Raw genomic sequence first — 13,970 nt, 5'->3', positions numbered from 1 at the left:
TGGTAAGGTGTTCATGCAAGGGTGAGGGCAGATTGAAATGCCAGAAAGCCAAGCCATTGCCATTCACATTTTTCAAAAAAGACGTGCTGCCGCCCGATCCTCTGATCAAGATGATCGACCAGACGCAGGCCGTGATCCGGTTTGACGCCAATGGAACGATCATTTCTGCCAATGACAATTTCTGCAAGGCGCTTGAATATCCGCTGTCCGAAATTCAGGGCAAACATCACCGGATATTCGTTGACCCCGATTATGCCAATTCGGCGGAATACCGCGATTTCTGGGACCGGTTGGCGCAGGGTGAACCCTTTACCGACCGCTATCAGCGCCGCTGCAAAAGCGGGCGGATGATCTGGATCCAGGCGACCTATGCGGGGGTGCGCGATGCGACAGGCCAGTTCAGCACCGTGATCAAGGTTGCCACCGATGTGACCCAACGCAATGACGCCTTTGTCGAAATCGCCAAAGGGCTGGATGCGCTGAGCCTGGGCAATCTGACCTATCGCTTGCCGCATTTCGGCCTCGAGGATGTGGATGCCATCGGCACGGCCTATAATCAGGCCAGCGGGCGGCTGGCCGATATCTTGCGCAATGTGTCGCAGATCGCCCAGCAGGTCCGCACTATCACCGGCGATCTGGAAAATGCCTCTTCGGAATTATCCACGCGCACCACGGCGCAGGCGGCCACGCTGGAACAGACAGCCGCAGCACTGGAAGAATTGACCGCGACGGTGCGATCCTCCACCAAAAGCCTGACGGACGCCGAGGATCTGGCCACGCAAACCGTCGCCGGCGCGCGCAAAAGCGATGCTGTGGTGCAGCGCGCGATTGATGCGATGTCGCAGATCGCGCATTCCTCGGGCGAGATTTCAAAGATCATCGCCGTGATCGACGATATCGCCTTTCAGACCAATCTTTTGGCGCTGAACGCCGGGGTCGAGGCCGCGCGCGCAGGCGATGCCGGGCGCGGTTTTGCCGTTGTCGCATCAGAGGTGCGCGGCCTTGCCCATCGTGCGCAGGACGCGGCGGGCGAAATCAAATCGCTGATCAGCCGCAGTGCGACACAGGTCTCGGCGGGTGTCGATCAGGTCAATAACACCGGTGACGAGCTGAAAAGCATCGTCAAGAGCATCGGCACGATCAGCGACACGATGGGCGCGATCAGCGAAAGCGCGCGCCAGCAATCCATCGCGCTTGATGAATTGAACATTGGCGTCGGCCATCTTGATGTCGTCACCCAGCAGAATGCGGGCATGGTGGATCAGATGGCGCAATCCAACACCTCGCTGGTGGGCAATGTCGGGGCCTTGATCGACCAGATGTCGCGCCTTGATGCGACCGAAAACCGCGCGGCCCCGCTGCGCCGCGCCGGATAAGGCCAGAGGCGGCGCCAAACCCCTGCGCGAAAAAGCCGCGCAGGCGCAGCAAACGCGTGACACTTTGGTCACAATCGCCTATCTTTGCGCGGCGAAGGGCGGCGAACGCCCCGATTGGGCAAAAGGCAGATTGATATGAGCAGTTTTTCTCGGCGCGGCTTCACGCTTGGACTGATGGCCGCAGGCGGCCTTGCCGCTTGTAACAACGGTGTCGGCAGCGGGGCCGCTGCGACAATCGACGCGCGCGTCGATGCGACATTGGAACAGATGTATAACGAATTTCCCGGCACCCGCGATCTGGCCACGCGGGCCTCGGGGCTGTTGGTGATGCCACTGATCACCAATGCGGGGTTTGGGTTTGGCGGCTCTTTCGGGCGCGGCGCGCTGCGTGTCGGGCCATCGACCGTCGATTATTATTCCACCACCACCGGCAGCGCGGGGCTACAGATCGGGGCGCAGCAATTCAGCTATGTGCTGTTTTTCATGACACCCGAGGCACTGATGGAGTTTCGTCAATCGCCGGGCTGGGCCGCTGGCGCCAGCATCGATTACGCGCTGAGCAGCCAAAGCGATATGCTGCGCGCCGAAACGACGACATCTTTGTCGCCGGTGATCGCGGTTGTCTTTGGCCAGACGGGGCTGCGGGTCGGCGCGACGCTGGAAGGCAGCAAATACACGCGGATCATCCCGTAACGCCGCCGCACCAGCCAAGGTCGCAAACAGAACGCCAGTCCCGCCTGCCCCTGCCATGATGTGCGAAATTGCAGGAGCAGGATGATGAAAACCAGCGCAAGTTTCGTGATCATCAGCGTCACAAGGGCGGATCATCAGGTCCGCCGCGACATGCGGGCCGCCGTCACCGATGATATGACTGTCGCCTTCATCGGCCAGCACCCCCCGGCACGCCGGATCAAGGCGCGTTGCAACCCCGATCACCGGGGGCCGCGCGGATGATTCCGATCCTGATCTTGGCCGCAGGCGGGTCGCGGCGGATGCGCGGACAGGACAAACTGTTGCAGCCGGTCGCGGGACAGCCCTTGCTGCGCCGACAGGTGCTGATGGCGCAGGACACGGGCCATCCGGTCTATGTCGCCCTGCCTGCGGCGGATCATCCGCGCGCCGCAACAATCCGCGATCTGGCCGCAACCATACTGATCGTGCCAGAGGCCGCGCAGGGCATGGGCGTCACGATGCGCGATGCGGTGGCGCAATTGCCCCCGTCAAAGGCCTTTATGATCCTGTTGGGCGATCTGGTCGCGCTGTGCACGGCGGATCTGCTTTCGGTCTTTGCCGCGCGGCAAATGCAGCCTGATCATCTGGTCTGGCGCGGCGCCACGGCAGAGGGCAAGCCCGGCCATCCGGTGATTTTCGACGCCAGTTTGCGGCCACAATTCGCGGATCTGGCGGGTGATAGCGGGGCCGACCGGATCGTGCGGGCGCATCAGGGGCAGACCTGTCTGGTGCCCCTGCCCGGCCAACGCGCCAGGCTGGATCTGGACACGCCCGAACAATGGGACGCCTGGCGGCGCACCGCGCTTTAGCCAGAGGTGGTGATCAATCCAGCCTCGCTTTGGTGCAGGGTTTTGCGCGCGGCACGGTAACGGCGCAGGCCTTCGCGGGTGGCCAATTCGGGGAACAGCAGGAATAATTCGTCGCGCTGATCGGCGTCGATCCCTTGCAAGGAATAATCGCCCGGCTGGAATGTTTCGGTCCAGGCCCCATCCGACAGGACGATTTCATGGGTTTCGCACATGAAATGGATATAGGTCGCCTGCGGCTGATTGGTGGCAGAAACGCCCGGCATCTGGGTCAGATGTTTGGCGGCGATCAATACCTCGGATTCGCCGAAATATAATTTGGCCATTTCAGACACCACCAGCACGCGGTGATTGGGTGACACCACCATATCGCGTTCCGGCAGCCCCTGCCCCAGCGCGCCCTGCCGGATCAGCACCGGCCGCATGCTGGCGCTGATTTGCAGGTCTTGCATGTTCATCGTCTTTTGGCCGGCCCAAGTGATATGCCGGATCCCATTGTCGCGGGTCACGACCCGGTCGCCGATTTTCAGATCGGTGGCCAGTTTTTCGCCCTTGGGGGTGGCAATTCTGGTGCCGGGGGTGAAACAGGGAATGATCGCCGCGATCTGCGCAAAGCTAAGCCGCGTCCCGCAGCCATAGGTCACGCGGCTGGCATCAAGATCAGCGGATGCCTGATCAATACGGCGGACCTGCGGGCCTGTCAGGTTCAGGAAATCAGACCGGCCATAGCAGATGTCCCGGTCAGAAGATGCAGTCAAAAACCCAGCCACAGATTTACGTTCTTTACCATGTGGCGCAACATGCGCCCGATTACACTACACCATACCGGGCCTAACCGGTGGTTAACACATCCTGCCCCGATTGCCCCGCGCCCAAGCAGTCTGGCCACCGTCTTGGTCGCCGTCTTGGTCGCCGTTCTGGCACCTGCTCAGACTATCTTTCCGGCCGCCGTTTTTGCCGCCATTCTGGCTACCATTTTGGCCGCCGGCCTGATCTGGCCGCAACCGCGAGCTGCCTTTCGTCCTATCGGTCAAACATGGCATCAAAATGGCCCACAGCGGGCAATCTGTTGCTGGCGGGTCTTGGGGGAAGGCCGCGTCAGAGACGCGATTGGTGCCGATGGAGGGACTCGAACCCACACGATGTTACCACCGGGGGATTTTGAATCCCCTGCGTCTACCATTCCGCCACATCGGCACTGCGCGTTTCCTAATCCGGCTGTCCTGCGGCGTCAATCGGATTTGCAATCGCTTGACGCGACAGCGGCGGCATGGCCTAAGCAGCCCATCAAACAAAGGCCATGCGATGCTGCGCGCTCTTTACGATTGGACGATTTCGTTGGCGCAGACGCGTTACGCGCTTTGGGCGCTGGCGGTGGTGGCCTTTGTCGAATCGTCCTTCTTTCCGATCCCGCCCGATGTTCTGATGATCCCGATGATCATCGCGCGCCCGTCGCGGGCTTTCGTGATCGCGGCGGTGGCGACGCTGGCCTCGGTGCTGGGGGGATTGTTCGGCTATTATATCGGTTTCGCGCTTTACGAAACGATCGGCGTCCAGATCCTGCAATTCTATGGCAAAGAGGCTTATTTCGCCGAATTTGCCGTCACCTATAACAGCTATGGCGCCTGGGCCGTGCTGGTCGCGGGGGTGACGCCCTTTCCCTATAAGGTGATCACCATCGCATCGGGTGTGACGCAATTATCGCTGCCGGTGTTTATCGCGGCCTCTGTCGCGGCGCGGGCGCTGCGGTTTTTCCTGGTGGCGGTTTTGCTGTGGAAATACGGCGCACCAATCCGTGATTTCATCGAGCGGCGGCTGGGGTTGATGTTCGTCTTGTTCTGTATTCTGTTGATTGGCGGTTTCGCCGTTTTGGGGGTCATGTGACACGCAATTTATTGGTTTTTCTCGCCGGATCGGGGTCTTTCGCCCTGCTGGCGGGGGCCTATCTGTTTCAGGCTTTGGGCTATCCGCCCTGTGCGATGTGCCTGTGGCAACGCTGGCCGCATTTCGCAGCAATCGCGATTGCGGCCCTCGCGCTGCGGTTCGGCGGGCGCAGCTTGCCGGTGCTGGGGGCTTTGGCGGCGGGCACGACCGGCGCGATTGGCGTGTTTCACACCGGTGTTGAACGCGGCTGGTGGGAAGGCCCGTCATCCTGTTCCGGTGTCAGCAGCCTAGAGGGTCTGTCGGGCGCAGATCTTTTATCCATCGCCGGGCCGCGTGTGGTGATGTGCGATCAGGTGTCCTGGGAATTGCTGTCGCTGTCGATGGCCAGCTGGAATGCGCTGGCCTCCTTTGGCCTGATGGCGGTCTGGATCAGCGCCGTGATGACAGCAAAAGATTCGTCTCGGACCGTGTGACCCCGTCCATCCGGCGGATGGCAAACAGCGCCTGATCGAAATCTTCCAGGCTTTTGGTGCCGATTTCGGCGATCAGATCCCATGTGCCATTGGTGGAATGGACCACGATCACCTCTGGCATGGCGGTCAGGCGTTTCATCACCTTTTCCGCCGCGCGCCCTGCGATTTCCAGCATCATCAGCCCGCGCACCGCATCGGGGCGCACGTCAGACCGGGTCAGCACGGTGAAACCTGCGATTTCGCCCCCCGCGATCAGCCGGTCCAGCCTTGTGCGCAGGGTCGTCCGCGTGACGCCGACAATGGCCGCAAGGTCGGATAATGTCGCCCGCCCGTTCTGGCGCAGGGCGCGGATGATGGCGCTATCCGTTTCGTCCATGATGACTGCTCAATTTGATCAATTCCTGACCGTTTTGCACCTTTTGCACGGTTCCGCCAAGCGGTGTTTTGGCTAATCTGCTGGCATGACACAGAAACATTGCATATTGATCGGTGCGCCCGTGGATTGTGGCAAACGCCGCCGGGGCTGTTTGATGGGGCCGGATGCCTATCGCACCGCCGGGCTGGCCGAGGCGATCACCGCCCTGGGCCATAGCGTCGCGGATTGGGGCAACCTGACCCCGGCGCAGGTGACGGTCGCCGAACCCCGCAATCCGCTGGTTTACAAGCTGGCCGAAAACGTGGGCTGGACCCAGACATTGATGGATGCCGCGCAAAAGGCCGCCCCCCAAGGGTTTCCCATCTTCATGGGTGGCGATCATGCGCTGGCCGCGGGCAGTGTGGCAGGCATGGCGGCCCATGCGCAGGCTGCGGGGCGGCCGTTTTTCGCGCTTTGGCTGGATGCGCATAGCGATATCCACACGCCAGACACCAGTGACAGCGGGAATTTGCACGGCACGCCCGTGGGTTACGTCACCGGGCGGCGCGGCTTTGATGCCTTTCCACCCCTGCCCGTGCGCGTGGACCCTGCCAATATCTGCATGATCGGCCTGCGGTCGGTCGATGCGGCGGAACATGAAATCCTGGCGCGCGGCGATGTGGAATTGGTCGATATGCGCCGGATCGACGAGGAAGGCATCAGCGCGCCCTTGCAGGCCTTCCTTGACCGGGTGGCGGCGGTGGGTGGGATGCTGCATGTCTCGCTGGACGTCGATTTCCTTGATCCGTCCGTCGCCCCGGCCGTGGGCACCACCGTGCCGGGTGGGGCCACCGTGCGCGAAGGCCATCTGGTGATGGAAATGCTATCCGATTCCGGGCTGGTCACCTCGCTTGATCTGGTGGAACTGAACCCGTTTCTGGACGATCGCGGCAAGACCGCCAATCTGATGGTCGATCTGACCGCATCGCTTCTGGGCCGTCGCGTGTTTGATCGCCCCACCCGGAGTTACAAGTAATGCTCAAAGCTTCCCCGCGCGCGCTGGTGCCTTTTGTCAGCGTCGATAACATGATGCGGCTGGTCCATCACATCGGGATCGAGACCTTTATCGCGGATCTTGCCCGCAATATCACCGAAGATTTCGCCAAATGGGACCAGTTTGACAAAACCCCGCGCGTCGGTTCGCATTCGGATGTCGGCGTGATCGAGCTGATGCCGACCTCTGACGGGGTGTTCTATGGGTTCAAATATGTCAACGGCCATCCCAAGAACATGGGCGAAGGGCTTCAGACGGTCACGGCCTTTGGCGTCTTGTCCGATGTCTATTCGGGCTATCCGCGGCTGATGAGTGAAATGACCCTGCTGACCGCTTTGCGCACGGCGGCGATGACGGCGGTGGCGACCAAGCATCTGGCTGCGCCGGGTGCGACCACGATGGCGATGATCGGCAATGGCGCGCAATCGGAATTCCAATGTCTGGCGGTCAAGGCCGTCTGCGGGATCAGCCATGTGCGGCTTTATGATCTGGACCCTGCCGCCAGTGCCAAATGCGCGCGCAATCTGGATGGTTTGGGGCTGCATGTGACGCAATGCACCAGCCCCGAACAGGCGGTCGAGGGCGCGCAGGTCATCACCACCGCAACGGCCGACAAGGATATGCAGACGATCCTGACCGACAATATGGTCGGCGCGGGCGTGCATATCAACGCGATTGGCGGCGATTGCCCCGGCAAGACCGAATTGCACCGCGATATCGTGGCGCGCGCGAATATCTTTGTCGAATATCCGCCCCAGACCCGGATCGAGGGCGAAATCCAGCAGATGCCCGCCGATCATCCGGTGACAGAGCTTTGGCAGGTGATCACCGGCCAGACGCAGGGGCGCAAATCCGCCGCCGAAGTGACCCTGTTCGACGGTGTCGGCTTTGCCATCGAGGATTTCAGCGCCCTGCGCTATGTCCATGAAAGCATCAAGGATACGCCCTATTACGTCGATCTGGACCTGATCGCCGATCCAGACGATCCGCGCGACCTGTTCGGCATGCTCAAACGCGCCGGATAGGCGCGGTTTCGGGCCTGTTTTGGATTGCGCCATTGCACCCAAGATCGGGTGTCTGCTATAGTCGCTTGAACCAGATATAGCAGATAGCAGACAGGCGGCCTTTGTGAGCGATACCCCAGAAACCCCTGAAAATAACGATGATTTGCCGATCACGCGGATGGCTCATGCCGGGCCAAGCGTCACCATCGAACATGAGCTGAAAACCAGCTATCTGGATTACGCGATGAGCGTGATCGTCTCGCGCGCGATCCCTGACCTGCGCGACGGGTTGAAACCGGTGCATCGCCGGATTCTTTACGGCATGTATGAGGCCGGCAATACCCATGACAAAAGCTATCGCAAATCCGCGCGGTCCGTCGGGGATGTGATGGGCAAATACCACCCCCATGGCGATAGCGCGATCTATGACGCTTTGGTGCGGATGGCGCAGGATTTTTCCATGTCGCTGCCGTTGCTTGATGGGCAGGGCAATTTCGGGTCCATGGATGGCGACCGCGCCGCCGCCATGCGCTATACCGAGGTCCGGATGGACAAGCCCGCCGCCTATATGCTGATGGATATCGACAAGGATACCGTTGATTTTCAAGACAATTACGACGGCAAGGACCGCGAACCCACCGTGCTGCCTGCGCGTTTTCCCAATATGCTGGTCAATGGTGCGGGCGGGATCGCTGTCGGCATGGCCACCAATATTCCGCCGCATAATCTGGGCGAGGTGATCGACGCCACGCTGGCGCTGATCGACAACCCCGATATGACATCCGAGGAAATGATCGATTATATCCCCGGCCCCGATTTCCCCACCGGCGGGTTGATCCTTGGCCGGTCTGGTGCGCGCAAAGCCTATCTTGAAGGGCGCGGATCGGTGATCGTGCGCGCGAAAACCGCCGTCGAAGAGATCAGGAAAGACCGCTATGCCATTGTGATCAATGAAATTCCCTATCAGGTGAATAAATCGGTCATGATCGACCGCATCGCCGAGGCCGCGCGCGACAAACGCATCGAAGGCATCGCCCATGTGCAGGACGAAAGCGACCGCAACGGTGTGCGGGTGGTGGTCGAGCTGAAACGCGACGCCACCGCCGAGGTGGTGCTGAACCAGCTGTTCCGTTTCACCCCGATGCAAACCTATTTTGGCTGCAACATGCTGGCGCTGAACGGCGGCAAGCCCGAACAGCTGACTTTGCGCGCCTTCCTGACCGCCTTTGTCGATTTCCGCGAAGAGGTGATCGCCCGGCGCACGGCGTTTGAATTGCGCAAGGCCCGCGAACGCGCGCATATCCTTTGCGGTCTGGCTGTCGCGGTCACCAATATCGACGAGGTCGTGGCCACGATCCGTGGGTCCGCCGATGCCGCCGCTGCGCGCCATAAGCTGATGACGCGGCGCTGGCCTGCGGCGGCGATCCTTGAATATATCAAGCTGATCGACGATCCGACCCATACCGCCAATGACGATGGCACCTATAACCTGTCCGAGGCACAGGCCCGCGCGATCCTTGAATTGCGCCTGCAACGCCTGACCCAGATCGGCGTCAAAGAAGTGACCGATGAATTGCAGGAATTGGCGGGCAAGATCCGCGAATATCTGGAAATTCTGGGGTCGCGCGACCGTATCTTGCAGATCATCCGCGACGAGCTGACCGAGGTGCGCGATCTTTTCGCCGTGCCGCGCCGCACCCAGATCGTCGATTGGTCGGGCGATATGGATGACGAGGATCTGATCGAGCAAGAAGACATGGTCGTGACCGTCACATCCGGCGGCTATATCAAACGCACCGCCTTGGCCGATTTCCGCGCGCAGCGGCGTGGCGGCAAGGGCCTGTCGTCCATGGCCACCAAGGAAGAGGATGTCGTCACCACCCTTTTCGTGGCCAATACCCATACGCAGCTGTTGTTCTTCACCACCGATGGCATGGCCTATAAGCTGAAAACATGGCGTCTGCCGCTGGGCAGCCGCACCGCCAAGGGCAAGGCGATCGTCAATATCCTGCCGATCCCGCAGGGCGTATCTGTCGCCGCCATCATGCCCGTGGACCGGCCGGAAACGGAATGGGATGATCTGCAGATCGTCTTTGCGACCTCGGCGGGCGATGTGCGCCGCAATGCTTTGTCGGATTTCACCAACGTCAAGTCGAATGGCAAGATCGCCATGAAACTGCCTGATGAAAAGACACTTTTGGTCAATGCGCGGATCTGTTCGCCCGAAGATGACGTGATGCTGGTCACCAATTCGGGCCGCGCGATCCGCTTTCCGACCACCGATGTGCGCGTCTTCAAAGGCCGCGACAGCACCGGTGTGCGCGGGATCAGGTTGCAGGGCGATGACAAGGTCGTGTCGATGAGCATCATCCGCCATTTCGAGGCCGAGGCCGAGGAACGCGCCGCCTATCTGAAAATGCGCCGTGCGATGGCGGGCTTGGCCGATGATGCCGAGGTCGAGGATGAAGAAGCCACTCCCGGCCAGATCAGCCCCGAACGCTATGCCGAAATGTCGGCGGCGGAAAACCTGATCCTGACGATCAGCGCCAAAGGCTCGGGCAAATTGTCGTCCAGCCATGATTATCCGGTGCGCGGGCGCGGCGGCATGGGCGTCGCGGCCATGGACAAGGCGATGCGCGGCGGCCCGCTGGTCACCTCTTTCCCGGTCGATATGTCCGATCAGATCATGCTGGTGACATCGACCGGCCAATCGATCCGCGTGCCGGTCGAGGGGATTTCCTTCCGCTCGCGCAGTGCAGGCGGCGTCAAGGTCTTTGACACAGGCAAGGGTGAAACAGTGGTCAGCGTCGCCTGGATCGCCGATCAGGGCGAAGACGAGGACGAGGCGTAAGGGGCGCTGCCCCTCGCCCCTGATGGGATCCGGGGCTCACCCCGGAGTATTTGGGGAAAAAAGAAGCCACGACAAGAGGATGGCGATGAAACAGCATTTGCATATTATCGGTGGCGGGATGGCCGGGTCCGAGGCGGCTTGGCAGGCGGCAAATGCCGGGATCGCGGTGACGATCCATGAAATGCGCCCCAAGGTCGGCACTTTTGCGCATCGCACCGGCCATCTGGGGGAAATGGTCTGTTCCAATTCCTTTCGGTCGGATGATCACGAACAGAATGCCGTGGGCCTGTTGCATTGGGAAATGCGCGCGGCAGGCGGGCTGATCATGCAAATGGCGCAGCGCCACCGCCTGCCTGCGGGCGGCGCCTTGGCCGTGGACCGCGACCCATTTGCCGAAAGTGTGACCGCCGCGTTAAAGGCGCATCCCAATATCAGCGTCAGCTATGATGAAATCACCACCCTGCCCGAGGATGGCCATTGGATCATCGCGACCGGCCCGCTGACCTCGGGCGCGCTGGCCGCGGCGATTGCCGCCGAGACCGGGACCGAGGCGCTGGCGTTTTTCGATGCCATCGCGCCCATCGTCTATCACGACACGGTCAATATGGATGTCGCCTGGATGCAATCGCGCTATGACAAGGGCGAGACGGTTGCAGAACAGACCGCCTATCTGAATTGCCCGATGACCAAGGCGCAATATGAGGATTTCATCGATGCGCTGCTGGCCGCCGAGAAAACCGAATTCAAGGAAGGCGAAACGGCGGGTTATTTCGACGGCTGCCTGCCGATCGAGGTGATGGCCGAACGCGGCCGCGAAACCCTGCGCTTTGGCCCGATGAAACCCGTGGGCCTGACCAATGCGCATGATCCGGCCAATAAACCCTATGCCGTGGTCCAGCTGCGCCGCGACAATGCCTTGGGCACGCTTTACAATATCGTGGGTTTCCAGACAAAGATGAAATATGGCGCGCAAAAGACTGTTTTTGCGATGATTCCGGGGCTGGAGACTGCCGAATTCGCGCGTCTGGGCGGCATCCATCGCAATACATTCATCAATGCGCCCAGGCTGCTGGATGACCAGATGCGCCTGCGCTCGCGCCCCAATATCCGCTTTGCCGGCCAGATCACCGGTGTTGAAGGCTATGTTGAAAGTGCCGCGATGGGCTTGTTGGCGGGGCGGATGGCGGCGGCGGAATTGCAAGGGCGCAGCCTGTCGCCGGTGCCCGATACCACCGCGATGGGCGCTTTGGTGAGCCATATCACCGGCGGGGCCGATGCCAAGACATTCCAGCCGATGAATGTGAATTTCGGGCTGTTTCCGCCGCTGGATGGTGTCAAAGGCGGGCGGCGCGGCCGCAAGGACCGCTATAAAGCCTATACCGACCGCGCCAAGGCGGATTGGCAGGGCTGGCTGACCCCGCAGGCGCTTGCCGCGGAATGATCACGCGCTTTGCCCCGTCGCCTACGGGGCCGCTGCATCTGGGGCACGCTTATTCGGCGATCCTGGCGCATGATATGGCGCGCGCGGCGGGCGGGCAGTTTTTGCTGCGGATCGAGGATATCGACCAGACCCGCGCCCGCCCCGCATGGGAGGCGCAGATTGCCGATGATCTGGCCTGGCTGGGCCTGACATGGGACGGGCCGGTCCTGCGGCAATCACAGAGGATGAGCCTTTATTACGGCGTCATCGACGATCTGTGGCGCAAGGGGCATCTTTACATTTGCACCTGCACGCGGCGCGATATTCACGCCGCGTTAAGCGCGCCGCAAGAAGGCGGCCCCGATGGCCCGATCTATCCCGGCACCTGCAAGGGGCGGCGCAGCACAGCAGCGACCCCGCCGCGCGATGCGGTGCTGCGGTTTGATCTTGATACATTCACGGATCAGGCAATATCTTTTCAGAACAACGGGCTGCGCGTTGATGTGACGCTTGATGACCTGCGCCGCGATGTGGGCGATTTCGTGATCGGGCGCAAGGATAGCGGCACATCCTATCATCTGAGCGTGGTCATCGATGATGCGGCGCAGGATATTACCGATGTGGTGCGCGGCGCAGATCTGGCTGCGGCGACGCAGATCCATGTGGCTCTGCAGCGCGTGCTGGGCCTGCCGACGCCGCGCTATCACCATCACGACCTGATCCGCGACGCGGCGGGCAAAAGGCTGGCCAAGCGTGACGACGCCAAATCCATCGCCAAATTCCGCGCCGAAGGGATCAGCCCCGCAGGGATCAGGCAGATGGTGGGATTGGCGCCATAGGCTGCATCAATTCGACCTCTTCGCCCGCGCGCACGGCGGTGTAAAAACAGCTGCGCCGTCCGGTATGACAGGCAGGTCCGGTCTGGTTCACGCTGACCAACAGGCAATCGCGGTCGCAATCGACGCGGAAATCCACCAAATGCTGCACATGGCCGCTGGTGTCGCCCTTGACCCAAAAGGCCTGGCGCGAGCGCGACCAATAGGTGACGCGGCCTGTGTCCAGCGTGCGCGCCACGGCATCCGCATTCATCCAGGCCATCATCAAGACCTCGCCCGATGCGGCATCTTGGGCGATTGCGGGGATCAGCCCTGCGTCGTTATATTTCAAGCTCATTGGGTCGAAAGCCATCGGGTTTCCCTTTGCAAGCGGCGTGCAGCGCCCTAATTAGACAACAGAGCACCGAAGGGCAAATGCGATGTCAGCCGAAACCGATATGATCAAGCTTTATTCCGCACGCATCCTGGCGCTGGCGGCCGATATGCCGCGCAATGCGCGCCTGCCCGCCCCCACGGCCAGCGCCAAAAAGCGTGCGCCGCTTTGCGGGTCGAATGTGACGGTGGATATCGTGGTGCAGGACGGGGTGATCACCGATTACGGCCAGGATGTGAAGGCCTGCGCCTTGGGGCAAGCGGCGGCGGCGGTTGTTGGCGGTGCGATTGTTGGGCTGACCGAACAGCAGGTGCAGGCCGGGCGCGATGCTTTGCAGGCGATGCTGACAGCGCAGGGGCCGGTGCCGGCGGCCCCTTTTGACGGGCTGGCGGTGCTGGAACCCGCGCGCGATTACAAGAACCGTCATGCCTCGATCATGCTGGCCTTTGATGCCACGCTGGACGCGCTGCAAACCGCCAAGACCCAAGCATAAAAAACCGCCGCCATCCGGGGCAGGATGACGGCGGCAAGTTTTGCGGTCTCTGGTCCAAGGCATCAGCAGAGGCAAATCCGGATGTCAGGCGGGATCGTGTCATTGCGCGGTGGGACAGGCAATGATCGGGGCCAGAGAGCCGCGCAGCAGGTCAGATCGGCCCGGGCAAGGCCAATCCACCAAACAACAGCACCATCAAGGCAACAATGCCCAAGGCATCCCCGATCAGCGTGTGACGCGAACGGATCAGAATGGTTTTAATGTCTTTCGCCATATCAGCGTTCCCCTAATGTTCTGTTGCTACTTTGTTCTC

The 13,970-nt window shown here is 61.2% G+C and carries 16 protein-coding genes and 1 tRNA gene; 12 read left to right on the top strand and 5 right to left on the bottom strand.

Annotation, left to right across the window (positions count from 1 at the left end; all coding sequences use genetic code 11):
- The first annotated feature begins 56 nt into the window (after nucleotides 1–56).
- The 4 genes from LOKVESSMR4R_RS07355 (at nucleotide 57) to LOKVESSMR4R_RS07335 (ending at nucleotide 2,917) form a co-directional block, all read left to right on the top strand.
- Entirely contained in the window at nucleotides 57–1,376 is a 1,320-nt protein-coding gene (locus LOKVESSMR4R_RS07355) for a methyl-accepting chemotaxis protein (protein WP_157898153.1), read from the top strand.
- A 135-nt stretch (nucleotides 1,377–1,511) separates the two neighbouring features.
- Nucleotides 1,512–2,069 (top strand): YSC84-related protein, encoded by a 558-nt coding sequence (locus LOKVESSMR4R_RS07345; RefSeq protein WP_241389349.1) that lies wholly within the window; start codon nucleotides 1,512–1,514, stop codon nucleotides 2,067–2,069.
- 81 nt (nucleotides 2,070–2,150) lie between these two features.
- Nucleotides 2,151–2,330: a hypothetical protein gene (locus tag LOKVESSMR4R_RS07340; RefSeq protein ID WP_087207088.1), complete on the top strand. Its 180-nt coding sequence runs from the start codon at nucleotides 2,151–2,153 to the stop codon at nucleotides 2,328–2,330.
- Nucleotides 2,327–2,917, top strand: a complete 591-nt coding sequence (locus LOKVESSMR4R_RS07335) for a nucleotidyltransferase family protein (RefSeq protein WP_087207086.1) — start codon at nucleotides 2,327–2,329, stop codon at nucleotides 2,915–2,917. The genes LOKVESSMR4R_RS07340 and LOKVESSMR4R_RS07335 overlap by 4 nt, the downstream gene beginning before the upstream one ends.
- Here LOKVESSMR4R_RS07335 and LOKVESSMR4R_RS07330 read toward each other — a convergent pair.
- Both LOKVESSMR4R_RS07330 and LOKVESSMR4R_RS07325 read right to left on the bottom strand, forming a co-directional pair.
- Nucleotides 2,914–3,684 (bottom strand): Hint domain-containing protein, encoded by a 771-nt coding sequence (locus LOKVESSMR4R_RS07330; RefSeq protein WP_087207084.1) that lies wholly within the window; start codon nucleotides 3,682–3,684, stop codon nucleotides 2,914–2,916. The two genes, LOKVESSMR4R_RS07335 and LOKVESSMR4R_RS07330, sit on opposite strands and share 4 nt — an antisense overlap.
- A gap of 341 nt (nucleotides 3,685–4,025) precedes the next feature.
- Nucleotides 4,026–4,111 (bottom strand) — tRNA-Leu (locus LOKVESSMR4R_RS07325).
- Between the two features lie 108 nt (nucleotides 4,112–4,219).
- Between LOKVESSMR4R_RS07325 and LOKVESSMR4R_RS07320 the strand changes: the two genes are divergently transcribed.
- Nucleotides 4,220–4,798, top strand: coding sequence for a YqaA family protein (locus tag LOKVESSMR4R_RS07320; protein WP_087207082.1), 579 nt, complete (start codon nucleotides 4,220–4,222; stop codon nucleotides 4,796–4,798).
- A complete protein-coding gene (locus tag LOKVESSMR4R_RS07315) occupies nucleotides 4,795–5,271 on the top strand; it encodes a disulfide bond formation protein B (RefSeq protein WP_087207080.1) in 477 nt (158 codons plus the stop codon). The genes LOKVESSMR4R_RS07320 and LOKVESSMR4R_RS07315 overlap by 4 nt, the downstream gene beginning before the upstream one ends.
- Here the strand turns inward: LOKVESSMR4R_RS07315 and LOKVESSMR4R_RS07310 are convergent.
- A complete protein-coding gene (locus tag LOKVESSMR4R_RS07310) occupies nucleotides 5,228–5,647 on the bottom strand; it encodes an Lrp/AsnC family transcriptional regulator (RefSeq protein ID WP_087207078.1) in 420 nt (139 codons plus the stop codon). The two genes, LOKVESSMR4R_RS07315 and LOKVESSMR4R_RS07310, sit on opposite strands and share 44 nt — an antisense overlap.
- An 85-nt stretch (nucleotides 5,648–5,732) precedes the next feature.
- Here LOKVESSMR4R_RS07310 and rocF point away from each other — a divergent pair, with 85 nt between their 5' ends.
- From rocF to gluQRS, 5 genes are all read left to right on the top strand, one after another.
- The gene (gene rocF, locus LOKVESSMR4R_RS07305; RefSeq protein ID WP_087207076.1) at nucleotides 5,733–6,662 is read left to right on the top strand and encodes an arginase; all 930 of its coding nucleotides are present in this window, start codon (nucleotides 5,733–5,735) and stop codon (nucleotides 6,660–6,662) included.
- Nucleotides 6,662–7,705 (top strand): ornithine cyclodeaminase, encoded by a 1,044-nt coding sequence (locus LOKVESSMR4R_RS07300; RefSeq protein ID WP_087207074.1) that lies wholly within the window; start codon nucleotides 6,662–6,664, stop codon nucleotides 7,703–7,705. The genes rocF and LOKVESSMR4R_RS07300 overlap by 1 nt, the downstream gene beginning before the upstream one ends.
- 103 nt (nucleotides 7,706–7,808) lie before the next feature.
- Nucleotides 7,809–10,535 (top strand): DNA gyrase subunit A, encoded by a 2,727-nt coding sequence (gene gyrA, locus LOKVESSMR4R_RS07295; RefSeq protein WP_204248739.1) that lies wholly within the window; start codon nucleotides 7,809–7,811, stop codon nucleotides 10,533–10,535.
- 85 nt (nucleotides 10,536–10,620) lie between these two features.
- Nucleotides 10,621–11,976, top strand: coding sequence for a methylenetetrahydrofolate--tRNA-(uracil(54)-C(5))-methyltransferase (FADH(2)-oxidizing) TrmFO (gene trmFO / locus LOKVESSMR4R_RS07290; RefSeq protein ID WP_087212798.1), 1,356 nt, complete (start codon nucleotides 10,621–10,623; stop codon nucleotides 11,974–11,976).
- Nucleotides 11,973–12,794, top strand: a complete 822-nt coding sequence (gene gluQRS, locus LOKVESSMR4R_RS07285; protein WP_087207072.1) for a tRNA glutamyl-Q(34) synthetase GluQRS — start codon at nucleotides 11,973–11,975, stop codon at nucleotides 12,792–12,794. The genes trmFO and gluQRS overlap by 4 nt, the downstream gene beginning before the upstream one ends.
- Here the strand turns inward: gluQRS and hisI are convergent.
- The gene (gene hisI / locus LOKVESSMR4R_RS07280) at nucleotides 12,766–13,143 is read right to left on the bottom strand and encodes a phosphoribosyl-AMP cyclohydrolase (protein ID WP_087207070.1); all 378 of its coding nucleotides are present in this window, start codon (nucleotides 13,141–13,143) and stop codon (nucleotides 12,766–12,768) included. The two genes, gluQRS and hisI, sit on opposite strands and share 29 nt — an antisense overlap.
- Before the next feature lie 67 nt (nucleotides 13,144–13,210).
- Between hisI and LOKVESSMR4R_RS07275 the strand changes: the two genes are divergently transcribed.
- Complete coding sequence (locus LOKVESSMR4R_RS07275; RefSeq protein ID WP_087207068.1) at nucleotides 13,211–13,657, top strand: iron-sulfur cluster assembly scaffold protein; 447 nt, start codon at nucleotides 13,211–13,213, stop codon at nucleotides 13,655–13,657.
- Nucleotides 13,658–13,808: 151 nt separating this feature from the next.
- Here the strand turns inward: LOKVESSMR4R_RS07275 and LOKVESSMR4R_RS20705 are convergent, their stop codons facing one another.
- Nucleotides 13,809–13,931: a hypothetical protein gene (locus tag LOKVESSMR4R_RS20705; RefSeq protein ID WP_257790137.1), complete on the bottom strand. Its 123-nt coding sequence runs from the start codon at nucleotides 13,929–13,931 to the stop codon at nucleotides 13,809–13,811.
- Between the last annotated feature and the right edge of the window lie 39 nt (nucleotides 13,932–13,970).

The organism is Yoonia vestfoldensis, assembly GCF_002158905.1.
Lineage (GTDB): Bacteria > Pseudomonadota > Alphaproteobacteria > Rhodobacterales > Rhodobacteraceae > Yoonia > Yoonia vestfoldensis_B.
The sequence above is the reverse complement of the archived record's forward strand: the minus strand, read 5'-3'. Positions and strand labels throughout refer to the sequence as shown.